Raw genomic sequence first — 24856 nt, forward strand, 5'->3', positions numbered from 1 at the left:
AGCGGCTGGGAGGAGGAGTGCCACCGTTCCATCGGACGCCCCTAGGGAGGAGGAGTGGGTTGTCCGAGACACGAAGCTTTGCGGGAGGAGGATGCATCGCTTCGTTGAAATAGATAATACGCAACAAATGCCCAATTCATAGTCATTTTGTTGCAGTGCAGATATGCGCTTAATGCATGGCTATTTTGGGGTGACTTGAGATCCAAACCGGCTCGTTTTGCGTATAGGATTTCCCAGACGCAAAAACGCCCGCGTCATCGGCGGGCGTCGTTCAAACAGCAATGTCGATATCACTCAGCCGGCAACGGAGGCCCGGGCAACGCGACGGATGTCGCTACGTTCAATGCCAAGATCCTGCAACTCGCGGCTGGTCATGCGGCCAAGTTCGGAAACGGTCTGACGATACTTGCGCCAGTTGTTCAGGGAGCGTGCTACGTTCATGATAATGCCCTTTCTGAGGCCTGTCTGACGTCAGCAACCTTGCTTCGGTTCCGGCGTCGTTTCGATGTTTGGAATATAGGCGTTCTCTCGCCTTCCTAACAGAGACAAGGTCTCACGCCACCCATGCGCCAAATGCATGAGTAAGCGGTGGTGATCGCCTTTGAAAATTTGCGGTCCGCTATCTTCCATAGCCAATACCCATCTCGTTTATTCAGGTCACGAAATATTAAAACTCGGAACGGTGGCGCTCTCGCTTTGTTTTTAAACTGTGGGGTTTTGAGAGGGCGGCTTTGATCCGCGCGCTCGACTATCCAGCAGTGATGTTTTGAAATGAGAGGTAATCCGATGATCGATAAACCGACGCCACCCTTTTCCAAACAACAACAGTCTATTCCGGGACTGACCCGCGACATGGACCCCGTGCCGGATCATGGCGAAGCGACCTATAAGGGTTCGGGGCGGCTTGCTGGCAAGAAGGCGGTGATAACAGGCGCTGATAGTGGCATCGGGCGGGCTGTGGCCCTGGCCTATGCCCGTGAGGGTGCCGATGTGCTGATCTCCTATCTCAGCGAACATGAGGATGCCGAGGAAACCAGGCGTCTTGTGGAAGACGCGGGGCGCAAGGCCGTGCTGGTGGCGGGCGACTTGCAAAAGGCCGACCATTGCCGCCTCATCATAGACAAGGCGGTTGCCGAGCTTGGTGGTATTGATATTCTCGTCAACAACGCCGCCCATCAAAAGACCTTTGAGCAGATCGAGGATATCAGCGATGAAGAATGGGAATTGACGTTCAGGGTCAATATCCATGCGATGTTCTATCTGACCAAAGCAGCCGTCAAGCACATGAAGCCCGGTTCGGCGATTATCAATACCGCCTCGATCAATGCCGATACGCCGAGCCCCACATTACTGGCCTATGCCACGACCAAGGGTGCCATCCAGAATTTCACGGCGGGTCTTGCCCAGCTTCTGGCGGAAGAGGGCATCCGCGCCAACACTGTTGCGCCCGGCCCGATCTGGACGCCACTCATCCCGTCCACCATGCCGCCGGAACGGGTCTCGAGCTTTGGTGAACAAGTGCCGATGAAACGACCCGGCCAACCGGCGGAGCTTGCAACGGCCTATGTGATGCTGGCCGACCCGCTTTCGAGCTATGTTTCCGGGGCCACCATCGCGGTCACCGGTGGCAAGCCTATTCTCTAGAGCATCGGACCGAAAGTTAAGAACCGGTTTTCGTATGAATACGATGCGCAAACAAAAACTTAGAGCATCGTTCCGATTCCAATTTTCGGTCCGATGCTCTAGCAGTCGTGGGGTGAGTTGAAGTCAGGTTTCCTGGTAAAGACAAACGAAAACAAGAGTCGCTTTCATCGGTCAGGTTCAGATTGAGCCTGGCCGAGCGTCGTTTTGGGGGGGCTATTAACGGCGGATCGCCCTCTTGTGGCGGGATGACGGAAATGCACTGACCCTCTATTGTCGCGGCAGGAATACCCGATAAACTGCGGCCTGATTCCTTGGGCTGAAAGACTTGAGAAGAAAACCGTGCAGCGGGTATAAATCGGGGTGACGGGTTCTGTGCGTCCTGTGGGATGCTTGAAGCGGTCGTGTCTTGGAGGAACGCCGTTTGTGCAGGTTCACTAGGCTTTTTTGCGAACGGGCCTTTGGGCGGAGCGGCCCTGGTGTGAAGCAAGGACCGGAAAGCGACTTGATCTCTTGCGGGTGGGGAGGGATGGCGTGAAAAAGAGACTGGTCGCGGTGGTCTTGACGGCGTTGTCTCCGGCATTGGGAATGCTGGTTTACAACGAAGTAAGCGCGCGTTCGGAACGCTACGGCGAAGTTCATCGTCAGGTATTCGAAACTGCCCGACAGGCGGCGTCCGAGGTGAAAAGCGTCGTGGAGGGCGTCAAAGCCCTGCTGATTGCCACCGCTGTTATTCCGGCGGTTGCCGGACAGGATAAACAGGCCTGTACCGACGTCCTGAAATCTGTTGCCGCCAGGGTGACGCAGGTCCGCAATATCGTGGTTCTCGATCGCAACGGTAAACTGGTTTGCGACAATATGGGCTGGGAGGTCGGCAGCGACTTCAGCGATCGGGACTATGTTCAGCAAGCCCTTCGTTCCGATGCTTTATCGATTGGCGATTACACGGTCAGTCGGATCTCGAATGCACCAATCGTGCCAATGGCGCTGGCCATCAAGCAAGGCTCCGAGACAATTGGCGTGCTGGCCACGGCGGTGCATCTTGAGTGGCTGGAACAGCGCATCGTTCAGCGCGGCCTTCCGCCGGGCGGATGGATTACCATTGCCGACCGCAACGGTATCGTGCTTGCCCGCAACCCAGGGCCTGAAAAATTCGTTGGCACTCAGATTCCGCCCCCCTATGACACGCTGGTTCAAGCCCAACAGCCAGGTACGACGGAGCTTGTCGGTCAGGACGGGCTACGCCGGATTATGGGTTATGTTCCCGTTTCAGCCGACAATCCATTTTATGTCAGTGCCGGCTTTTCGGCGGACCAGGCATTCGCGCCGATTGACCGGGCTTCTCTCTTGGGACTGGCGATGATCGCGGTGGGCGCAGGTCTCGCTCTCCTGGCAGCGTTTTTGATCGGAAATCGTTTCATCCTTGGCCCGATCACTCACATCGTTGCCGTTCTTCAGCGATGGCGCCAAGGGGATCTCGCGGCCAGAACCGGGATGACGGGGCGCTCCAGCGAATTGGGACAGGTTGGGGCCACGGTCGATAGTCTTCTAGACGAATTGGAAGCGCGCCGATGCGAGGCGGCGCGCGCTGAAGAAAACCGTAAACTTGTGGCCAGAGAATTGGCGCATCGCGTCAAGAACACGATGGCGATGATCCAGGCCATCGCAAGGCAGACATTCAAGGATCGCTCCCAGGAAAATGGCGTTTTTGCCCGGCGTGTTGCAGCCCTTGCGGGAGCCTATGATATCCTTCTGTCGGAAGACTGGAAAAGCGCCGGTTTGCGCGATGTTCTTGAGCGGGCGCTTCAGCCCTTCGATAGCGAGGGCGACAGGCGGATCGTTCTCCAGGGGGCACCCTGCACCCTGCCGCCGGAGGCTGCTGTCGCGCTATCGCTGATCGCGCACGAACTTGCCACAAATGCTGTGAAATACGGGGCTCTTCGCGAACCCGATGGACGCGTCAAGGTAGAATGGCGGCAAGAGCAGGATCGGATCGAGCTGGAATGGCGGGAAGTAGACGGACCGCCGGTTGTTGATCCCACGCTTCTAGGCTCTGGTCCCCAAGCCTCTGGTCTCAAAGGGGCCGGCTTCGAAGGATTTGGGTCGCGGCTGATCCGCAGTGCTTTCCCTCGCAGCCTGTCTCCCAGGATCAGCAGCGATTTCCGGCCCGATGGTCTTCGTTTCCATCTTTCCTTCGCGGTGGTCCACTCGGGTTTGATGTCGCAGAGGCCAGGGCAGTCCGAGACAACGCAATCTGATGCTCTAGGTAAGCCGCAGACCCTCGCCGGCTTGGAGGCTTGAACAGCGGCCTGCGCCTGCCTGAGGGATGGTTCGTCCTGAATGATCGCCCAAGCGGGGAAGGTTGTTTCCTTGATCTGGTTCTCCTCATTGGCCGATTTTGCGGATTTTATTGAAATTTTGCGCAAGACAAATATAAAGTTCCTACCTCGCTCATTGAGGGCGGGTTTGGATCTGGGTGGACATTGACTTAAAGCTAAAAAATCCTGCCGTAGAATTCCCGCAATCGTCCCGGGTTAAAGGAATTATGCGGCATCGAGCTATTATTCCCCCTCTTTTGAACGATGCATTTGCCTGCATGGTCATGGAAGACAGATATGCCACCACGCAAAAAAACTGCGGTTGCCAGTACCGGCATCGCAGGACTGGACGAAATTCTTCGCGGCGGATTGCCCTTACCGAACCTGTTCATGCTTCAAGGCGCTCCCGGATCGGGTAAAACCACCGCAGCCATACAGTTCCTGCGGGCCGGTGTTGAAGCGGGCGAGAGCTGTCTTTATGTGACGCTGTCCCAAAGTGCTGCCGAATTGCGCTCTATTGCGGTTTCCCATGGCTGGACGCTGGATGGTATTCATGTCGAGGAACTGTCGACGTCGGGCAGTATCGACGAGGCCGACGAGCAGAGCATTTTCATGACCGCCGACCTGCGGCTCGATGAAACCCGCAAGGCGATAGAGGCTGCTATCGATGAGCATAAGCCGCAGCGTCTGGTTTATGATTCGCTGCTGGAAATTCGGCTTATCACGGGCGACTCCCCGCGTTTCCGCCGGGAATTGATCGGCTTCAAGTCCTTCCTGTCGAAGCGAAAGGTTGTGGCGCTGCTTCTCGACACTCAATCGCCCGGTCTCGACCGCAGTGGCGAGGAGGTCGAAGGTCTGGCCCATGGCGTCATCCGTTTCGACAAGTCGCTGGAAGAATATGGCGGTGTTCGGCGCCGGATCGAGGTGTCGAAAATGCGCGGCGTGCCGATTGCCGATGGTTATCATGACATGGCGATCCGCGAGGGCGCCGGCGTTGTCGTGTTTCCGCGCATCATGCCCAGCACGGCGACAGAGGCGACCAAGCCACAATTGATCAAATCCGGTGTGAGCGAGTTGGACGACATGTTCGGCGGCGGCCAGGAAGCGGGAACGACCACCCTGGTGATCGGTCAGGCCGGTACGGGCAAATCCACCATGTCGTCGCTCTATGCTACGGCAGCCCTTGAGCGCGGTGAAAGCGTCGCTCTCTTCCTGTTTGAGGAACGGTTGGAAACGTTTTTCCGCCGGTCTGAAGGCCTCGGCATGCAATTGCGGCAGTTCCACAAGGATGGCAAACTGATCCTGCGCGATTTCAACCCGAATGAAGTCTCGCCCGGCGAGTTCGGTCAGATCGTCCAGGATGCTGTCGTGCAGAACAAGGTGCGTGTCGTGGTCATCGACAGCCTGACGGGCTATCTGAATTCATTGCCGCATCGAGAAAAGGCAGTGCGGGATATCCAGTCCCTGCTGAAATATCTAGCGCGATCCGGTGTCCTCACCATGTTGATCGTCGCACAGCATGGGCTTTTGGGCCAGAATGTCGGCATTGACGTCGATGTCAGTTTCCTCGGCGATACGGTGCTTCTCTTGAGAATCATGGAGCATGAGGGCCGGCTGCGGCGCAGCATCACCGTGGTCAAGAAGCGCCATGGTCCCCATGATCTGGATGTCCGGGAGTTGCTGATCGAAAGCGGTAGTGTCAGCGTCGTTTCCTATAACCCGCTTCCTGATCCGAAATGACAGTGCCATTACCCCAGGAGGAGCTTGCCCAACAGGAATTGGCTCAAGCGGAATTGGCCCAAGAGGAACTAGATTGGGTGCTCGTCTGCGCACCCTTTCGCAAGGATGCCGATTATGTCGGCGCGCTTTTGCGCGAACATCTGATCGAGGTGCGGGCGGTAACGGAGGCCAAGGGCTTCGCCCTATTGCTGGACGCTTCACCGGGGATTGTGATTGTTTCGCATGAGGCTCTGACGCCGCAGATTGTCGCCCTGACTGCCGAGCATCTCGACCGGCAACCGAACTGGTCTGAAGTGCCGATCATCGTTCTGTTGGAGCGGGGCGCACCCCTGACACGCATCCGCAGCCAATTGCTTTCTGCCTGGCCGGGGGCGCGGCTTTTGTTCTACACACGTCCCGTGGCGCCGCTGGAACTGGTCAGCGGTATCCAGTCCAACCTGCTGGTGCGCTTACGCCAGCGGCAGGTGCGCGATTCCATCGAGCGTGAGCGGGAACTACGGGCCGAGCTCAATCACCGGGTCAAGAATATCCTGGCCACGGTGACATCGATCTTTCGCATGACACGGCGCGGTGCCGAAAGCCTTGACGATCTTGCGACGGATTTCAATGGGCGGCTGCTGGCGCTGTCCAATGTCCATACCGCAGTTTTCGAGGCAGGGGGCGAGGATGTGTCGCTGTCGGCTGTGGTCGATCTGATCGTCTCACCCTATGGCACCGAGCGGATTGCTGTCGATGGCAGCGATCTACTTGTCAGTCGCGAAGCCGGAACGACGCTGGCGCTTTGCCTGCATGAATTGATCACCAATGCGATCAAATATGGCGCCCTGTCTGTCCCGGAGGGACGTGTTTCCCTTCGCTGGGCTGTTGATAGCGCTGAGAAGCCGACCTTCCACTTCCATTGGCAGGAGAGCAATGGGCCGCCTGTCCGCACACCGGCTCGGCAAGGCTATGGGACGCGCTATGTTACCTCCGCCCTTTCATCGCTGTTTGCAGCAACGCCCGATATCCAGTTTGCCGAGGATGGTCTGGTTTGCAGCGCGGCCGGACCCTTTGCGCGGATCTCGCCTGCTTCAGTCTCCCGTTAAAGCATATCGGCGTTTCGCAGTGTCGCCGATATGCTCTCCGTCAAACCTCAAGCGGCGGATCTCTCATTGGCCCCAATAGCCGTTGATACTCCTGTTCCACGGGGCCATAGGCATCGGCGGCAAAGGCTTCGAGACCTGCTCTGTCTCGAATGCGGATTGCCTTGCGTTCCGCATAAATCAATCTTTCGCCTTCCAACACATGCAAGGAGGCGGTGACGCTCGAGCGCCGCACGGCCAGCATGATCGACAGAAATTCATGGGTCAGCGATAATTCATCCCCATCCAGCCGGTCATGGCACATCAGGATCCAGCGCGCCAACCGTTTATCGATAGAGTGAATGGCGTTTGACTGGGCAGTGAAAGCCATTTGCATATTGACCACATAGGCCCATCGCAGCAGCAGGCGGCGCATGGATGGCCTGCTATCCATCAGGTCAACCAATCGGCGTGTTTCCAGGCGCAACCCAGTGCCTGCGACCTGCATGATCACCCGGCAGGGATTGCGATCGCTGTCCAGCAAGGCAGAGGCCGGCGACATGCCTTCACGGCCAAACAGTCCGACCTCGCTCTGGTTGCCAACCGGAGAAACGATTACCGTCGAGCCGACGCCCGAAACAGGGAAGTAACAGTATTGGTCGATGTCGTGAGGCTGCGACAAGACCAGCCCTTGCGGTAAATTGACAGGCTCGAGAGCGGGCGCGATGGCGGCGAGATCATCCGGCGCCAGCAGGCCCAGAAGACGATTACGCACAGGCGTGTCTGTCTCCGTACCAGTTCGTGCACTATGGTTAGGGGCAAGGATCGGCAAGATTGAAACAGCGCGATCCTCAGCTGCGCGGCCATTTTTCAAAATTCTGTCATTCATCAATAGATCACCAGTGCTTTCATAAATCCATCCGGTTGGTCATGGGTGTCGATCAGCGCCTGACCCAACTCCTCTAGTCGGTAGCGATGGGTATAAAGGGGGGTGGGATCGAGCCGTCCGTCCATGATTGCCGCCACCGCTTCAAGCATGCCATCGACGCAGATTTCTGAACCGATTTCTGCATTGCCTTCATCTGTCTGGATTATCGTTGCTCCGCGCGCTTTCCACAACTGCGACACGCCTTCGCCGGGGTCGTCCTGTTGGCGACCGGCCATGATCAGGCGGCCTTGTGTGTTGGTCAGTTGATCCGCCAGAGCAATCATCCTGGTCTCGCCGGTAATGTCGATTGCTCGGTCGCAAAGATATCCGCCCGTGAGCTTATGGACGGCTTCGATGATCCGCACGGGATCATCCGTCGCACCACGCTCGTCTATGGTAAACGCCTCTGCCGCTCCCATGTTCTTGGCCATCGCCAAGAATGTCGGACGGCGCGAAATGGCAATAACATGGGCCTTGGCCCTCGAGGCGAGCTGGATGAGAAGGGCGCCGACAAAATCTATGCCGATAATGGCCACCCTTTGTCCGGCCTTAATGTTGCTACGGCGAAAGATGTTCATCGCTCGGCTCAGGGACTGACCCGGAAACGGCATGCCATACAGACGTGGCGGAAGAGAAATGACACTGTCTGCATCGGCCAGATGGTGGCTGGCATAAGCGGTGCAGACAAGTGACGCAACCCGGTCTCCGACCGACAGGCTCCTGACATTGGGACCAATCGCGTCGATGACGCCCCATCCTTCGCCATCCAAGCCGATCGGCTCGACAGAGGTCAGCGTCCGCCCTTGTCTATCACGTGCTTGTCTATCACGAGAGAGAGGGGCGCAAGCAAGGACGCCAAAGCCCTCCAGCCTGATTCTTACTTGGCTCCATCCGGGTTGCGGCAGAGTATGGGATACGATGTTGATCTGTTCCGGCCCGGTGACAACCGCTGCCTTCATCTCATCGGTATCCGGTTTTTCGCGATACGCTGCGGAAATCCTGTCCATCCGGTTCCTTCCTGTCATTCGCCCGAGCCTGCGACAATTACCAAGGGATTTGACGCTCTCGTCTTCGAGGCGCGGTCTTGGTCTGGACGCGTGGTGTGGCGTGCCTGGTTTCCCATTGAACTTAGAAAACCCGCTCGGGTTCCCAAATCCGGTCAAACAAGTCCTGTCAAAGAAGGTGTTATTGAATATTTCGGTGCCATTGCGTTGAGCGGCTATTTGCAGCGCCATTTCACTCGCCGGATTCTCTGCCGGATATTTCGGGGAACTTTTAGGTTGCAACCCTGGTTTGGGAAGGGTGGCTTACATGGAAGCCTTCAAAATGCTTCCCGATTTTTCACGCAGTTCCAGACGAAAGCCACAGCAAAGACGCCAAGGAATTGCACCATTCCCCGGAGGAAAAAATGGCTGAGAAAACATTGAACGACCTGTTCCTGGATACGCTTAAGGACATCTACTTTGCTGAAAAGCAAATCTTGAAAGCCTTGCCGAAAATGGCACGCGCAGCGCAATCGGAAGAGGGCCGGAACGCATTTCTTCATCATCGCGAAGAAACGCAGGGCCAGATCGAACGGCTGGAACAGGTCTTTGAGCTTCTGGGCAAGAATGCCCGGGGCAAGACCTGTGAGGCAATCCAGGGGATCATCGCCGAAGGCGAAGAAATCATGGAGGATTTCAAGGGGTCTCCCGCTCTGGACGCCGGCTTGATTTCGTCGGCGCAGGCAGTCGAGCATTACGAAATTGCCCGCTATGGCACGTTGAAGGCCTGGGCACTGCAGCTTGGCATGAAGGAGGCCGCCGCCTTGTTGGACGCGACCCTGAAGGAAGAAATCGCCACGGACGAAAAACTGACGGCGCTTGGCGAAGGTAGCGCCAACAAGAAAAGCGCACGCAAGGCAGCGTGATCGTTGGACGAACCTTTCGCCGTTGCGAAAGGTTTCTTCCCCAGAAAGGCCGCCGGTGTGCGGCCTTTTTGTCTTCAAAAAAGGACCCTGGTGGAAAACGCCACATTTCTTTCGTGCGGTATCGTACAGAAACAACCTGGCCCTGTGCTCGTTGATGCCCGCAGAAGGAGATCTGTTTCATGGCAACTTTCGAGAACAGCGCTGGCACCGGCGGCGCGATGGCATTTACAACGGCTGTTCACACGGAAATAGAGGCGCATCTACCTGCATTGCAACGTTTCGCCAAGCGGCTTGTCGGCCCCAATGGCGATATCGAGGACCTTGTTCAGGATACCATTCTCAGAGCTTTGAACTCGTCCTCCCAGTTTCGAGCCGGTACGGCATTGAAATCCTGGTTGTTCACAATCATGCGCAACGCCTTCTATACGGCCTATAACAGGCGCAAGCGCGAGCATGTGGGAATGGATGACGAGTTGAACCTGCGCATGGTGATGGAGCCACCACAGGAATGGGTGGTTTTATACGCCGATCTCGGTCTGGCCATGCAAGATTTGCCGGAGGCCTCGCGGCGTTCCCTGCTGATGGTGGCGAGCGGCGCAAGTTATGATGAAACCGCTCTTGCCTGCGGTTGCGAGGTGGGAACCGTAAAAAGCCGGGTCAATCGAGCCCGGAAAGCCCTGTCGGTGCATTTCAGTTTAGCGTAACAGATCCGGTATTTTTCAATCGCGCCCCAATTTGCGAGGAGAACTCAATTTATCGGCACAGTTTGAGTGCCGGTAGCTGGCCAGGTGCCACGGTTTTACAGGAATTCAGAGTGCATTTCAGGCTGGCGATTGACTTGCCAGGCCTGAAATGCGAGTCAGAAACTGCCTGATAGTGGGATTCTTTCAGCTTTCTGAGGAAAAGCATGGCCGGACTGGGACGCTTTGTCGATATTTTGAGGCTATTCGACGAGAAGACGTCGGAGTGGACCATACAGGATATAGCAGAGCGGCTGGATGTGCCTGGAAGCACGGTCTACCGCACGGTCCGCGAACTGGTGGGACAAGGGTTTCTCGATCCTTCCCGGGAAGGTCATTATCGCCTTGGTGCGGTTTTTATCGAATTTGATCGACGTCTTCGCCTTTCCGATCCGCTGATCCGCGAGGGCGTGCCTTTGTTGCGTGACGTTGTGTCTGCCGTTCAGTTTCCTTGTGTCGCGGTTATCGCACGGCTGTATCGCGACCAGGTGATTTGCGTTGCCGATGACCGTAGCCCCGCCACCGATATCGCCACCAGTTATGAGCGAGGCAGGCCCATGCCATTGCTGAGGGGTGCCACGTCAAAAACCATTCTGGCGCAATTGCCCCGGGCAAAGTTGAGCAAGATCATTAAAGGTGCCGAGGGAGTGGACCGGGCGTTTGACGATATTGCGTCTGAATTGGCCGCCATCCGCAAGCGCGGCTTTACAGTGACGCGTGGCGAAGTGGATCAGGGGCTTGTTGGTATTTCCGTACCCGTCACCTGCGCGCAAGGGGCAATCAATGCCAGCTTCAGCCTGATCGTCCGTGCCAGCGATTTCGATGACTCAACTGAACGTCGGCTGGCGATGCTTTTGTTGCCAGCCTCTTCAATCCTTGCTGACAAGCTAAATTCCCGGTGGTTTTGAGAGTTTTATATCAGCAGTGCTTGCCTCTTATATTCGAAATAATGCACGCATAATTAGAAATCCTTTCGATATTATCAAAATATAATAATTTTTGTTGACTAGCGATTTGATATTCCTCAATATGCAAAGAAATGAGGAGGTCCTGACGCAATTGCGTTGGGAGGGGAAGGAAATCACGTCGCAGCATCGCATTCAGCCTGATGTCCAAGTTTATAATTCCTGGAGCCGGACTCGGCTTTGGGGGCATCAATTTGAGAATAGTGCAGCATCTTTGGTGTGACAGGTAACGCGTTCGGCGCTGCAGCTTTTGCAAGTGAGGTGGATCCAGTTTGATCAACCAGTCAGCTTGGAGGCGATTGCGTGAGCTGAAATGGATTGCCTGAATTCGCGGAACCTCATTTCGAAACAATACAGATTGTAGGGCAGGCTGCCCCGCATCGATTTTCTGTGTGCGGATTGCGGACCAGTCTTCAAGATCTGGGTATTTATGGAGGAGGAGAGACATGCAAAGAGCCGCCGGTATACCTCAAGGCGTACTACTCATCTCAATGGCCTGGCTGGCGCCGATCGGATCGACATTGTTCGCGCCGGTCTTGCCGCAGATCATCCAGCATTTTTCCTCGGTGGCAAATGCGTCGCTGCTTGCTCCGATCGCACTCGTCACACCAGCCCTTTTCGTGGCGTTGCTTGCCCCGCTTGCCGGGATACTTGCCGATAGAATCGGTCGCAAGACACTGTTGTTTTATTCGATGCTGTTTTACGCCATTGCCGGCGTCATGCCAGCCTGGCTGGATAGCCTTTATACAATTATCGCATCGAGAGTTGTTGTTGGTATCGCCGAAGCGGGTGTGATGACGGCAGGGACGGCCCTGATCTGCGATTATTTTGCCGGCGAACGTCGGGCGCACTGGCTATCTCTGCAATTCGGGTCGGCCTCGTTTGTCGCAACCGTCTGTTTCGTCCTGGCAGGATTTCTGGGGGGGTACGGCTGGCGCGTGCCGTTTCTTGTCTATGGTGCCACGGCGCTATTTATTCCGCTTATCCTGATGGTCTTGTTCGAGCCGTCACGCACGACCACATCGAGCCGTCCGGCTGACATGCCTGCGGATACGCAGGAGGCTGAAGGCAGGCTTTTCAATACGCGGTTTATCGTTTGCCTCGTCTTGACGATGATCTGCGGCATGCTCTTCTACGTGATGCCGGTCCATGTGTCCCTGCTCCTTGCCGAGCGAGGCATTGTCGAGCCAAGCGTGCTTGGTCTTGCCAGCGCTGCTGGTTCTTTCGGCGTCGTCGCCGGGACCTTGTTGTTCCGGTCTCAGGCGCGGCGCTCCATCGGTGTGCTCTTGTCGGCGGCCATGGTGTTGCAGGGTATCGGTTTCATCCTGCTCTATACCCAGGCTTCATTGATGGGTGGAATCGTTGGCATGTTCATCAACAATATTGGCTGCGGTATTTCGCTGCCTCTGGTTTTGGCCTTCACCATGGCGCGGCTGCCGGATGTGTATCGGGGCAGGGCTTCCGGTATCTGGACGTCGATGTTTTTCATCGGCCAGTTTATTTGCCCCCTCGTGGTTGGTGCTGTCTCCGCTGCCTCTGGCGGAATGATCGGTGCAATGGCGGGTTTTGCAGCTTTTACGCTGCTGGGAGCAGGCGTCTTCGCCATCTGGTCGATATTCGGTATGGCGTTGAAGGAGCCTGTCACCATTAAGCGGGAATTGGTCGGGCTTCATTGAAACGGAGCGAACCAGGCGCAGGTTTACTGCATCCTTTGTGGCACACTTCGCTTTGCTCCAGCACCCTTCTCTATGTGCAACCTCTTAAATATATTTCTACCTTAAGGAGTTGTGGCATTTCTTTGCAAGCCTGGAGCAAGAAGAGGCGGTTAGGGTGGCCTGGGATTTACTATGGAGCGAATCCCAGGGCGATTCGACAGTGCCGGATATGGGGTGGCCTATTATTTTGGCTGGGAAAGTGGGACAAGTTTATGGGAAATAGACGGTTAAATTTTGCGGTTCTGCTGATGGGCTCTTGCCTATTGGCTTCTCAAGGTGGGCAGGCCTTTGCTGCCGAGTTTTATCAGACGTCCACACCGGGCGCCTCCACGGATATAAGGGCTGCCGAATTGCCGCCCGAGGCTGGCTTCTATGCGGTCGGTGGCAGCTGGGGCAGTTGGCGGAACTCTCTGCGTGACAATAGCGGAAATTCGATGTTCCCTGATACAAGCGAAAGGCTTTTTCAGGGGCAGTTGGGTGGGCTTTATGTCTATGACGGGGAGTTCCTTGGTGGGCGAATGGCGTCTTCTCTGGTCTTCGTTTACGGAGAGCACGATCTGACGATTACAAAAACAACGCCAGCCAATCTGTCTTCCAAAAATACCGGTTGGTTCGACGCTTATTCCGATATCTTCTTCTGGTCGAAGAGCTGGTATGAGGGCCCGCCTCCTGGCGCTCCCGGCCAACCCAAGCCAGCTGCTGATTTCATTCCGCCGATGCCGGTTGGCTTCACCCTGGGTCTTGGTGTTGGGGTCACCATACCAATGGGCCTGTTCGACAATGAAAAGGTCGGCAATCCAGGCTTCAGCAACTGGGTTCTGTCTCCAAATATTGCCATGACCTATCGAACCCGTCCTATTCTTTTGGAGGGGACGGAGTTTTCGACCCGTATCTTCTACAATCACAATTTCGACCGCGATGACTCGACGGGTGGTTACACCTATCGCGACGGTGATTATCTTTCTGCCGATTTCGCCGTCACGGAACGGTATAATCGATACCAGTTGGGTCTTGCTGGCAATGTCAAATGGCAGGTTCAGGATGATGATGGGTCTCCGGCCAATCCAGCCACAGACGGACGACGGCATAAATCTATACGCCTCGGTCCCATCGTAGCGGTTGATTTTCCATCACAACGTGCAACTGTGACAATCAAATACCTGACGGATGTCTACAACAGGAATTCATTCAAGGGTGATTATCTGCAAGTGAACTTTATCAAAAAGCTCTGGTAGTTGGCAGACGGCGAAGATGGTTCAACCATCTTCGCCGTTTCCTTAAGCTGAAGTTTTTCAGGGAAAACTGTCAATTATTGGGCCTCAAAATCAATCCATACGAATACAGCACGACAGTCTCTTTTGGGCGCTTGATAAAATGCCCAAAAGAGACTGTCGTGCTTTAATTTTTCTGCCTGCTTCTGTGGATTGTAACTGATTCAAGGAATTCACGGACGGTCAGGCCGAGTCAGTCGTTGACCACCAGATATTATGTTTAATTCATGCCGGTGGTAGAGTGGATTCTCCGCCGTTCGAATGCCAGGGTTCAACGGTCATTCTGCTCAGAGATCATCGCTCTGTCACGTCGGGACATTGTTTAGGTTGCTTCGTACGCTGGGGAGCACTGAGCAAACGGTCTGTCGGTCGCCGCGTTGAAAAATTGCCGTCGCTAATCGGACGACTAGGCAAATCAACGATCCCTCTGGTACTTGCGTATTTTCTCATATAGTATTTGATCTAAGTAATTATCGGAGAATCAAGATCGCTTCTTGCTGGTTTTAACTTTGATGACCGGAAACTGGTTGTTCTCGTAAAGATGCGCTTCAATCTACAATACGCTGCGTTGCGGTCTGTCATCGTTAGACACCCTCGGATGCTTTATTGCACTTGTAAACTCTTGTATGAGATAAGTGAAAAGTTACCGAACCAGCATGCCGGACGGTCACGACTGTGGCAAAACGCTCTTCGAATTCGAAGTGGCGTTGGCGTCCTTGCGTTATCGATTGATCGTCAGGAGAATGATAATGAGAATCGTCCGCCTTTGGGCCTATATCGTGCTGTCGGTCGCTCCCATTTCTATGGCATTGGCGGGAACATTCGCAGAGCCGAAAGGCAAGCCTATTCTGGTGATTTCTGGCAATATTGAAAACCGCAATACGGCAGATGGGGCTGCTTTTGATCTTGGCATGTTGGAGGCCATTGGTTCTACAGTGATTAAAACCACCAATCCGTGGTATGAAGGGCGTACGGTTTTTGAAGGCGTTCCGCTTAAAAAGCTGATGGATTTCGTGGGGGCAAAGGGAACGAAGGTGACAGCCGTTGCTCTGAACGATTATGTGACAACAATTCCGCTTGATGATTTCAATCGGTTCAATGTTTTGCTCGCTTTCAAGCGGGACGAGAATTATATGCCAGTGAGGGATAAAGGGCCGCTCTTCATTGTCTATCCCTATGACAGTGACCAACAGCTTCAAAGTCAGGTATATTACATGCGCTCGGCATGGCAGGTTTCAAAGCTCATTGTGGAATAGAGGCGCGGCGTGAGGCGTATTCTTGGGACGATCATATGTTGTTTCGTCATGGCAACCGGGTACATCGCCTATGTGATAGCCGAACGTCAAACGACGCTTGAGAAATTCGCCCGTTACAATGATTCCTGGGCCGTCAGTCAAACCCTCTCCGAATATATGAGGCTTGAGCACCGGCTGGCGACATCCGCATTCGACATGGGTGAGTTTGACCGGGATGATTTGCGTCTCCGTCTGGATATCATGCTGAGCCGGCTGGAACTATTCGAGCAAGGCAATTTAAAGAGCTTCATTGATGCCGATCCGCAGCGTGTGGATCTGATTGCCAAGCTCAGCGACGTTCTTGAAACTCTCAACAGGCGGTTCGGAACGCTGGACCTCGAAGCCATCAAAGCGCTGTTGCAGAAAATGGAACTTCTGGATGGTCCGATGACAAGGCTGGCATCGACTGCTCTCGAAGCCGATGTCAGCAAGATTGGTGCGGCCCAGGCCGAGTTGCGGCACCTTCATCTCATCTATACCGCCCTTGCTGGGGGGCTTATCCTGTGCGGCATTGTGCTTGTCGGCTTGCTTTTGCGTCACAACAGTCTTCTGGATAAAGCACATCGGCGTATGCAACGATTGACAGACGATTTGCGCGCGGCGTCCTGGGAGCTGAAATCGCAAAACAATCGCCTCGAATATGTCGCTCACCATGATTCCCTGACCGGTCTGCCCAACCGCATCCTCTTTCGTCAGGATCTGGAAGCAAGGCTGGTATCGGCCAAAGCTGGCGGACCGCCGGCCATCATCCTGCTGTTGGATCTCGATGGGTTTAAGGATGTGAACGATACGCTTGGTCATGACATCGGTGATGCCTTGCTGCGGATGGTCGCGAGCCGGCTGGTCGATATCAAGGACCATGGCGATCTTGTCTGTCGTTTGGGAGGAGACGAATTCGCGATCTTGTCCACCGGTCTGACCGAGAACCAGGCCATGGATTTTGCTAGGCGTCTGATGAATGAACTTGGACTTGTATACCTTGTCGGAGACCAGGCGATCAAGATCGGCACCTGTGTCGGCGTGGCGATCTTCAATGACGAGCCGGACACCGACGAACTCTTCAAGCGTGCTGACCTTGCTCTCTATGAAGCCAAGGCTTTGGGGCCGAGCCATGCCTGTGTGTTTGAAAGCCAGATGCAGACACGGTTGAAGGACAGAAAGTCGTTCGAGGCGGATTTGCAAACGGCTTTGCAAAACGGGGAAATGGAAGTCTACTACCAACCATTGGCGACCACCGCGACGCGTGAGATTTGCGGTTATGAAGCATTGCTGCGCTGGACACATCCAAGCCGCGGTTCTGTGTCGCCGGTCGATTTCATCCCTGTCGCCGAAAAAATCGGGGTCATTGATGGGCTTGGGGATTGGGTTCTGCGTACCGCCTGCGTGGAAGCGGCAAGCTGGCGCGGCCATCTCAAAATTGCGGTCAATCTGTCGTCGGTGCAGTTTCGCAGCACGACGCTCGTGCAAAAGGTTTTGGATGCCCTGGAAATCAGCGGCCTTTCTGCGGGCCGTCTAGAGCTTGAGATCACCGAATCCGTCTTGCTTGACAAAAACGAACTGACCCTGAAAACCTTGAGGGAACTGAAGGCGATCGGGATTCAGATTGCCATGGATGATTTCGGGACGGGTTATTCTTCGCTCGGCAGCTTGCGAGGCTTTCCGTTTGACAAGTTGAAGATCGATCGGTCCTTTATCCGCGATGTGACGACAAGGGCGGATGCCCTGGCAATTGCAGAGCTGGTGACAGGGATTGGTGCCAGCCTTGGCATGACCACAACGGCTGAAGGTGTGGAAACGGAAGAACAATTCGAATGCGTGAAAAGACTGGGTTGCGATCAGGTTCAGGGATACTTGATCGGCAGGCCACAACCGGTGAGCTTTCTCACCCACCTTCGTCAGGAGGATGACAACAAGGAAGTAACCTTCGACCAATCATGGTAATTGTTGCAATTCCCTATGCTTGGTAAAGGCAATGCTCGGGAAGAGACAGGGCTGGGACAGGCACATGACATTTTCCTTTGCATCCCTGGTAATTTCAGGAATGATGTATTGGCAACCGGTCCAAAACCAATCGTCTTAATCCCGCGACCGAAACTCTTTGGATAAAGTGAACAGTAGCGTGTTTCAGGTGAAATTCTGGGGTGTTCGCGGCAGTATCCCGGTCTGTGGCGCGGAATTCGATGTTTATGGCGGGAACACCCCCTGTATTGAGGTGCGCTGCGGCGAGCACAGGCTTATTTTCGATGCCGGCTCCGGCATTCGTCAGGCCGGTCTGGATATGATGGGAGACAAGACCAGCAATGTCGACCTGTTCTTTTCCCACTGTCACTACGATCACATTATCGGCTTGCCTTTTTTCAAGCCGATCTACAATCCCGAGATCACCGTCAATATCTGGTCCGGCCACCTTGCCGGTAGCATGACGACTGATCAGATGATCCATCAATTCGTCAGTCCGCCATATTTTCCCGTGAAGATGGATATCTGCAAGGCCTCTCTGCAGTTTCATGATTTTCGGGCCGGGGATATTCTGACGCCTCGTCCTGGTATTTCCATCGGCACATTTGCGCTCAATCATCCGGGCGGATGCATCGGCTACCGGGTGGAATGGGCAGGTAAGGTGCTGGCACTGGTATTTGACATAGAACATCAGCCCGGTGAACTCGATCCGACAGCGCTGGCGCTGATGGCTAATGCCGATATTGCGGTCTATGACGCCGCCTTTACTGAAGCGGAAATGCAGCGTTATCGAGGGTTTGGCCATTCGAGCTGGGAACAGGGCGTGAAATTGGCCCAAGAGGCAAATGTGGGCCGATTGTTGCTGTTCCATCACGCCCCCTGGCGGACCGACAGCGAAATGGCACTGCTGGAACGGTTGGCGCAGGAGGCGTTTCCAGCGACGCTTATGGCTCGTGACGGAATGCTTCTCGATATCTGACAGCACGGGCAAAAATTTGGAAGCTTGATTTCCGTATTGGTCATACAATCGATAAAATCAATCGGGAAACCTGGCGATGATTTACAGGTCCTGTCAAAACTGCCATTGCTGGATCTTCGGAAAGTGGCTTTGAAGAACTGAAACCTATGGCCGTGGACGTCAAAAAAAGCCTCTGGTCGGAACGCCGGATACGCAAGGCCCGGCTCGGTTCGGGGCTGGTGATTTTCCTGTTCCTCGCCATGCATATGGCCAATCATGCCACCGGGTTGATCTCGGTGGATTTCGCCGATCGCGCCCGTTTGTGGTTTCTGGGTGTTTGGCGTACCCCCCCCGGCACAGTCGCGCTTTACGGTTCTCTCCTTACGCATATGGGTCTGGCCCTGCGCGCCGTCTATATCCGCCGCAGCTTTACTATGCCCAAATCCGAAGCGTTGCAGATCGTACTTGGCCTGGTGGTGCCGCTGCTGATCATCGACCATATTGTCGCGACCAGGATTGCCTCCTCGCTCTTTCATCTGCGTGACAACTATCAGTCTGTTGTCCATTCCATGTGGAGCACGTCGCCTGTCGATGGATGGCGGCAGTCGCTGGCCATCGTCATTTTATGGCTGCATGGATGTATTGGAGTCCATTTTTGGCTGCGCTTCCGGCCATGGTATGAAAGGTCCAAAACGGGTTTCCTGACGGTGGCCATTCTGCTGCCGATCCTGTCTCTGCTCGGCTTTGTCGAGATGGGCCGCACGATTGCCAGTCCAACCTTCTGGTTGAGCGGTTATCCGGGAGGCTATTACGAACCGGCCGCCTTGACATCAAGCGAAGCGGGATGGATCCAGATTATCCGTCTGGCACTTTATGGATTGTTTTTCCTGTCTATCGGCATGGTTGTCGCCTTGCGCATTGCCCGCAGACTGACCGAGCGGGCGCATCTGATCACCGTCCGTTATCCGAACGGCGAGACGGTCAGGGTGCCGCGTGGCTTCACCCTGCTTGAGGCCAGTCGACTGGCAGGACAACCGCATTATGCCGTGTGCGGCGGCAAGGGCCAATGTTCGACCTGCCGTGTCCAGGTTATCGATGGAGAGCAACAGCTGCCGCCTGCTGAAACGCTGGAGCAGGGTACTTTGAACCGGATCAAGGCTGGCCCCGGTGTGCGACTTGCCTGCCAGCTTCGCCCCAAGGCGAACCTCACAGTCATGCCGCTTATGGTGGCGATGCCGCAAAGCGCCACGGTGGATAGCAGTCATGAGGTAATACCCGGCCGCGAACGCGATATTGCCGTGCTGTTCTGCGACCTGCGACATTTCACGATGCTGACGGAAAGCCGGCTGCCTTTCGACATCGTCTTTCTGCTGAACCGCTATTTCGCCGTGGTCGGTCATGCCGTGGAAGAGGCAGGAGGGCGACTGGATAAATTCATCGGCGATGGCGCCATGGCGCTTTTCGGCGTCACAGGTTCGACCGAGGTAGCCTGTCGCCAGGCCTTGAAGGCGGCAAACGGTATTATTGCCGGTCTGGAGGAGTTGAACCGGCAATTGGCCAACGAACTGACGGTACCGCTCAGGATCGCCATTGGTATTCATACCGGTCCGGCCGTAGTGGGAACGTTGGGTTACGGCAGCGTTCGTAATCTCACAGCCATTGGCGATACCGTCAATGTCGCCAGCCGGCTTGAATCGGTGGCCAAGGAATTCGAAACGCAACTGGTGATTTCCGAACCCGTCGCTACTCTGGCGGGGCTTGCGGTGCCGGAAAGCGCTGGACGGGAAATTTCCATTCGCGGCCGAGCGGAGCCATTGAAAGTCTTCATCCTGAATGAGGCGACACGCAGTGCGCTCAACCTTTCCGAGCTTGGCAAAACATAACCTGCGGCGACGGAAAATCCGATGTGAAAACAAACAGCAGCATCGTTCCGATTCAAGCTTGCTGAACTATGCTATATATAAAGCGTCGGGGATGTTGGCTGCCATTGTCTGGAGTGGCGGAGATCCCTATTTCCTATCATGAACCCGGCCATGGCCTGTTTTTCAACGACACGTCTTTTTGATAGGACCTTTCATGGCGACTGCATCCGCACCGGTCTCGGCGATCTTCATGGAGAAAGTCGCCGATTGGCTGACACAGGCTGCCCTTTCCGGTAGCACTCTCGAGGATATTGTTCGGGGCTTTTGCGACCGGATCGCCGCCGCCGGTCTGCCAATCGTTCGGGTCCATCTGTCCTTTGCCATGCTGCATCCGCTTTACGAAGCCGTTGGCTTTACGTGGCGGCCACAAAGCGGGCTGATGATTGAAGGCTATCGTCACGATGCCGACAATACGGATATGTTTTTGCAGAGCCCCTATTATCAATTGCTGAGCCGGGATCTCGATTATTTGCGCCGGCGCATTCCCGCCGAAGGCCCCGTTGAATTCGAGATCTTCGAGGATTTGCGCAAGGAGAATGTCACCGATTATCTTGCCTTCATGCAGCCCTTCGGCGACCAGTCCGTGCAGGGCATGTTGGGTTCCTGGTCCACGGATGCCAAGGACGGCTTTAGCGAGGAGATGATTGCCGCGTTGCTGCGCATTCAAAACCATCTGGCGGTTGCCGCCAAAATGGCTGTACTCAGCAAGCTTTCCAACAATATGCTGACCACCTATCTGGGGGGCGATGCCGGCAAGCGGGTGTTGAATGGCCAGATCCGCCGCGGTGACGGCGAAACCATCCGGGCAGCACTAGTGGTCGGAGACATGCGCCAATCGACCATGCTGGCCGAAAAAGAAGGCCGCCAAGCCTATATCGATACGTTGAATGATTTTTTCGACGCAATCGCTGCGCCGTTCAACCGCAATGGCGGGCAGATCCTCAGTTTTCTGGGCGATGGGTTTCTGGCCGTCTATCCTTGCGACCGCCACAAGGACCCGTCCCGGCAGGCCTGCCAGGCGGCACTTTCGGCTGTGCGTGTGGCCCAGGCTCGGTTGGCGGACCTGAACAAGGAGCGCCGGAAAAGAGGGGTAGCCGTTATCGGCTATGGCCTGGGCCTGCATGTCGGCAATGTGATGTTCGGCAATGTCGGGCTGCGCGACCGGTTGACGTTTTCAGCCTTCGGTTCGGCGGTCAATGAAGTGGTCAGGCTTCAGTTGCTGACCAAGAAATACGCAAGTGACGTGGTGGCCAGCCATGCCTTTGCCGGATACTGCGCCGGCGACTGGATAACCCTTGGCGAGGAAAAGCTGCGGGGGGTTCGCCAGAGGGTGACGATTCTCCAACCCGGCCCGCGGATGGCTGAACTTCGGCGTGACGAAGCTGAAGCGGATCTGCATCGCACCGGCCTTTCGGAAGCCGAGCGCTTGATTCTCCTGCATCGCGATGCCGTACAACTGAACGGGCAGAAAAAGTCCCAAGCGATGATGGACCGGTTCCTGCAATAAATCAGGGGGATGCAGCACAATAGGTTCCATAGAGATCCACTCGTCAACGTGAAGGATTGTTGGCAACGGATCTTCGCTTGACCGCTTTACAGCGAAGAGAAGTGCGCCATATATGATGAAAGGCGTTGTCGTGCGGCATGGGGCGTGGGACGACAGGCGCTGCATTTCACGAGTGACGATGGAAAAAAGCCTCGGGCGTTACATCTGGTCGAATACCTATCTGCAACAGGTGTGGATCCTGTGCATCGTCGGTCTTTCGATGATCCCTTATTTTCTGTCCTTCGATCTGCCCAAGCAGATCGTCAATGGCCCTATTCAGGGCCAGGGCTTTGAAGAGGCCGGGGCCACAAAGCCGTTTATGCATGTCGCTTTCGACTTGCCATGGCTTGGCCATATGGAAATCTTCCGCGGTTTCGAGTTGAACCGAGTGCAAATGTTGATGGCGCTCAGCGTCGTCTTTCTGTGTCTTGTCGTGCTGAACGGTTTGTTCAAATTCTATATCAATACCTATAAGGGGCGGCTTGGTGAGCGGATGCTGCGCCGGATTCGCTTCGAACTGATTGATCGGGTTCTGCGGTTTCCGCCCGTGCATTTCAAGCGGGTCAAATCCGCTGAGATCGCCACGATGATCAAGGACGAGGTCGAACCGCTGGGTGGTTTTACCGGCGATGCCTTCGTCCAGCCCGCACTTTTGGGTGGGCAGGCGCTGACGGCGCTGATCTTCATCATCCTTCAGAATGTCTGGCTGGGAATGATCGCGGCTGGCATGGTCTGCGTTCAGGCCATTATCATTCCACGCATGCGCAGACGGCTTCTGGAGCTGGGTCGCCAGCGCCAGCTGACGGCGCGCCAATTATCCGGCAGGGTTGGCGAAATCGTCGATGGCATCCATACGATCCATGCCCATGATACATCCAATTTCGAGCGCGCCGACATTGCTGCCCGTCTCGGCCTGATTTTTTCGATCCGCTACGATCTCTATCAGTGGAAGTTTATGGTGAAATTCATCAATAACTTCCTGGCTCAACTGACGCCCTTCCTGTTCTATGCCATTGGCGGTTACATGGCGCTGGAGGGGCGGCTCGACATTGGCCAGCTGATCGCCGTTATTAGCGCCTACAAAGACCTGCCGGGCCCGCTGAAGGAGTTGATAGACTGGGATCAGGCCCGCCAGGACGTGCAGGTCAAATATGCTCAGGTGGTCGAGCAATTCGATGTTGAACGATTGGTCGATGCGCGGGTTCACACGGTCGCAGCAACGCCGGTCGGCCCGCTTTCCGAGGCATTGGTGGCCTCGAACCTGGTGCTGTGCGACGATAGCGGCGCGCGGCTGCTCAATAGCGTTTCGCTGGATATTGCCCCAAACGAGACGGTTGCGATTGTCGGCCAGAACGGCGGCGGCGGTGAGGCGCTGGCGGAAGCTCTCGGGCGTATTCTATGGCCGGAATCCGGCCATATCAGCATTGGCGGCCAGGATATTCTCACCATGCCGGAATCGGTCACCGGGCGGCGGCTTTCGTTCGTGTCCTCGGATGCCTATTTCTTCCATGGCACTCTGCGGGACAATCTTCTCTACGGGTTGAAACATGCGCCTTTGACGGATGTCACCTATGACGGACTGGCGGCGCGCAGATATAAACGTGACCTTCTGGAGGCGCAGAGATCCGGTAATCCGCTTCTCGATCTCAACAGCGATTGGGTGGATTATCGATCGGCGGGAGCCGAAGGGCCGGATGGTCTGTTGAAAGTGATCCGTCCGGTTCTGGATGCGGTGACGATTTCGGAGGATATTTTCGATCTCGCCCTGCGTTCGCAAGTGGATACGCTTGCCCATCAGGCGTTGACTGAACGAATTGTCGAGATCCGCCATGCCCTGCGGCGTCGGCTGAATGAGGAGGATCTGGACGACATTGTCGTGCCCTTCGAGGCCGATGCCTATAACAGCCAGGCGACGGTGGGTGAAAACCTGCTGTTCGGTAAGATGAAACCCATGATGATCAATGGTCAAGGGCTGGCGGCTCATCCCTATTTCCGCAAGGTGATGCGCGACACCGGCATTGGCGACGCGTTCTACGCAATGGGACTTGAAATCGCGGCGAATGCAGTCGAACTGTTTCGAGACCTTCCGCCCGACCATCCGTTTTTCCAGCAATTGACCTTCATGAGCGCGGAGGATCTTCCCGACTACGAGGCTTTGCTGCAAAAGCTTCAAGGCACATCCGCAACGCAAGCCTCGGCCAGCGAGCGCAGCAGCATTATCCGCCTCAGCTTTGCCTATATCGAGCCGCGCCATCGTTTCGGCCTTTTGACGCAGGAGTTGATGGACAAGATCGTCGATGCACGTCGCGAGTTCCATGCCGGAGTTCCCGCGGATCTGGTGGAAAAAATCGAACGTCACGACGTAGAACGGTTCACCCTGTCGGCATCATTGATGGACAATGTGCTGTTTGGGCGGCTGGCTGTGCGCGAAGCCGATGCGTCTGACCGGATCCGTGCGATCATTCGCGACATTTTTAGAGACCTCGGCCTTGCCGAAAGCGTGCTGTCGATCGGGCTGGATTTCGATGTCGGCTCGCAGGGGCGGCGGTTAACCGCTGTCCAGCGCCAGAAGCTCAATCTGGCGCGCGCGCTGCTGAAGCGGTCGGATTATTTCATCTTCAACAGGCCCTTGTCGGCGCTCGATCAGCGGGCGCAGGATAAGATCGTCAGTCATATCCTGCAGAACCTGCATTGCGACGGTCATCGGCCCTCGATCATCTGGGTTTTGCCAAATGCAGATATAAGTGGTCTTTTTGACAGGATACTCGTCTTCGACAAAGGAAATCTTGTCGAAACCGGGAGTTTCGATGAGCTTTCCGCCAAAGACGGGATGTTCAAACAGTTTCTCTCGTAATATCGTGATCAGGCGCGATAGGGGGTAAGACGCA

18 protein-coding genes are annotated in these 24856 nt (G+C 55.4%); 15 read left to right on the top strand and 3 right to left on the bottom strand.

Annotation, left to right across the window (positions count from 1 at the left end):
- Nucleotides 1–294: 294 nt before the first annotated feature.
- The gene (locus FS819_RS21025; protein WP_012653926.1) at nt 295–441 is read right to left on the bottom strand and encodes a DUF1127 domain-containing protein; all 147 of its coding nucleotides are present in this window, start codon (nt 439–441) and stop codon (nt 295–297) included.
- A 345-nt stretch (nt 442–786) separates the two neighbouring features.
- Here FS819_RS21025 and FS819_RS21030 point away from each other — a divergent pair, with 345 nt between their 5' ends.
- The 4 genes from FS819_RS21030 to FS819_RS21045 all read left to right on the top strand — a co-directional run bounded on the left by FS819_RS21030 (nt 787) and on the right by FS819_RS21045 (nt 6784).
- The gene (locus FS819_RS21030; protein WP_156547504.1) at nt 787–1644 is read left to right on the top strand and encodes an SDR family oxidoreductase; all 858 of its coding nucleotides are present in this window, start codon (nt 787–789) and stop codon (nt 1642–1644) included.
- A 531-nt stretch (nt 1645–2175) separates the two neighbouring features.
- Entirely contained in the window at nt 2176–3942 is a 1767-nt protein-coding gene (locus FS819_RS21035; RefSeq protein WP_156547505.1) for a sensor histidine kinase, read from the top strand.
- 314 nt (nt 3943–4256) lie between these two features.
- A complete protein-coding gene (locus tag FS819_RS21040) occupies nt 4257–5699 on the top strand; it encodes a DUF7125 family protein (RefSeq protein WP_156547506.1) in 1443 nt (480 codons plus the stop codon).
- Between the two features lie 2 nt (nt 5700–5701).
- The gene (locus tag FS819_RS21045; RefSeq protein WP_234624449.1) at nt 5702–6784 is read left to right on the top strand and encodes a sensor histidine kinase; all 1083 of its coding nucleotides are present in this window, start codon (nt 5702–5704) and stop codon (nt 6782–6784) included.
- A 40-nt stretch (nt 6785–6824) separates the two neighbouring features.
- Here FS819_RS21045 and FS819_RS21050 read toward each other — a convergent pair whose 3' ends face one another.
- Nucleotides 6825–7649 (bottom strand): Crp/Fnr family transcriptional regulator, encoded by an 825-nt coding sequence (locus tag FS819_RS21050; protein WP_234624448.1) that lies wholly within the window; start codon nt 7647–7649, stop codon nt 6825–6827.
- A complete protein-coding gene (locus tag FS819_RS21055; RefSeq protein WP_234624447.1) occupies nt 7649–8695 on the bottom strand; it encodes an MDR/zinc-dependent alcohol dehydrogenase-like family protein in 1047 nt (348 codons plus the stop codon). The genes FS819_RS21050 and FS819_RS21055 overlap by 1 nt, the downstream gene beginning before the upstream one ends.
- A gap of 401 nt (nt 8696–9096) precedes the next feature.
- Between FS819_RS21055 and FS819_RS21060 the strand changes: the two genes are divergently transcribed.
- From FS819_RS21060 to FS819_RS21110, 11 genes are all read left to right on the top strand, one after another.
- The gene (locus FS819_RS21060; protein WP_070165407.1) at nt 9097–9597 is read left to right on the top strand and encodes a YciE/YciF ferroxidase family protein; all 501 of its coding nucleotides are present in this window, start codon (nt 9097–9099) and stop codon (nt 9595–9597) included.
- 179 nt (nt 9598–9776) lie between these two features.
- On the top strand, nt 9777–10301 hold the full coding sequence (locus tag FS819_RS21065; protein WP_234624446.1) for a sigma-70 family RNA polymerase sigma factor: 525 nt from the start codon (nt 9777–9779) through the stop codon (nt 10299–10301).
- 203 nt (nt 10302–10504) lie between these two features.
- Nucleotides 10505–11245 carry an IclR family transcriptional regulator gene (locus FS819_RS21070; protein ID WP_070165409.1) on the top strand — a complete coding sequence of 247 codons (741 nt, stop codon included), beginning with the start codon at nt 10505–10507 and terminating at the stop codon, nt 11243–11245.
- 503 nt (nt 11246–11748) lie between these two features.
- Nucleotides 11749–12978: an MFS transporter gene (locus FS819_RS21075; RefSeq protein ID WP_156547508.1), complete on the top strand. Its 1230-nt coding sequence runs from the start codon at nt 11749–11751 to the stop codon at nt 12976–12978.
- Nucleotides 12979–13100: 122 nt separating this feature from the next.
- Nucleotides 13101–14252, top strand: coding sequence for a SphA family protein (locus FS819_RS21080; RefSeq protein WP_156547509.1), 1152 nt, complete (start codon nt 13101–13103; stop codon nt 14250–14252).
- Between the two features lie 785 nt (nt 14253–15037).
- Nucleotides 15038–15544 (top strand): putative pterin-binding protein, encoded by a 507-nt coding sequence (locus tag FS819_RS21085; RefSeq protein ID WP_156547510.1) that lies wholly within the window; start codon nt 15038–15040, stop codon nt 15542–15544.
- Nucleotides 15545–15592: 48 nt separating this feature from the next.
- Nucleotides 15593–17524, top strand: coding sequence for a putative bifunctional diguanylate cyclase/phosphodiesterase (locus FS819_RS21090; RefSeq protein ID WP_156547511.1), 1932 nt, complete (start codon nt 15593–15595; stop codon nt 17522–17524).
- Nucleotides 17525–17690: 166 nt separating this feature from the next.
- Nucleotides 17691–18521: an MBL fold metallo-hydrolase gene (locus FS819_RS21095; RefSeq protein ID WP_087730119.1), complete on the top strand. Its 831-nt coding sequence runs from the start codon at nt 17691–17693 to the stop codon at nt 18519–18521.
- 146 nt (nt 18522–18667) lie between these two features.
- Entirely contained in the window at nt 18668–20383 is a 1716-nt protein-coding gene (locus tag FS819_RS21100; protein WP_156547513.1) for an adenylate/guanylate cyclase domain-containing protein, read from the top strand.
- A gap of 193 nt (nt 20384–20576) precedes the next feature.
- Complete coding sequence (locus tag FS819_RS21105; RefSeq protein WP_156547514.1) at nt 20577–21929, top strand: adenylate/guanylate cyclase domain-containing protein; 1353 nt, start codon at nt 20577–20579, stop codon at nt 21927–21929.
- Nucleotides 21930–22107: 178 nt separating this feature from the next.
- Nucleotides 22108–24822, top strand: coding sequence for an ABC transporter transmembrane domain-containing protein (locus FS819_RS21110; protein WP_156547515.1), 2715 nt, complete (start codon nt 22108–22110; stop codon nt 24820–24822).
- Nucleotides 24823–24856: the final 34 nt, after the last annotated feature.

The sequence above is a fragment of the Allorhizobium sp. Av2 genome (assembly GCF_021462805.2).
Lineage (GTDB): Bacteria > Pseudomonadota > Alphaproteobacteria > Rhizobiales > Rhizobiaceae > Allorhizobium > Allorhizobium vitis_G.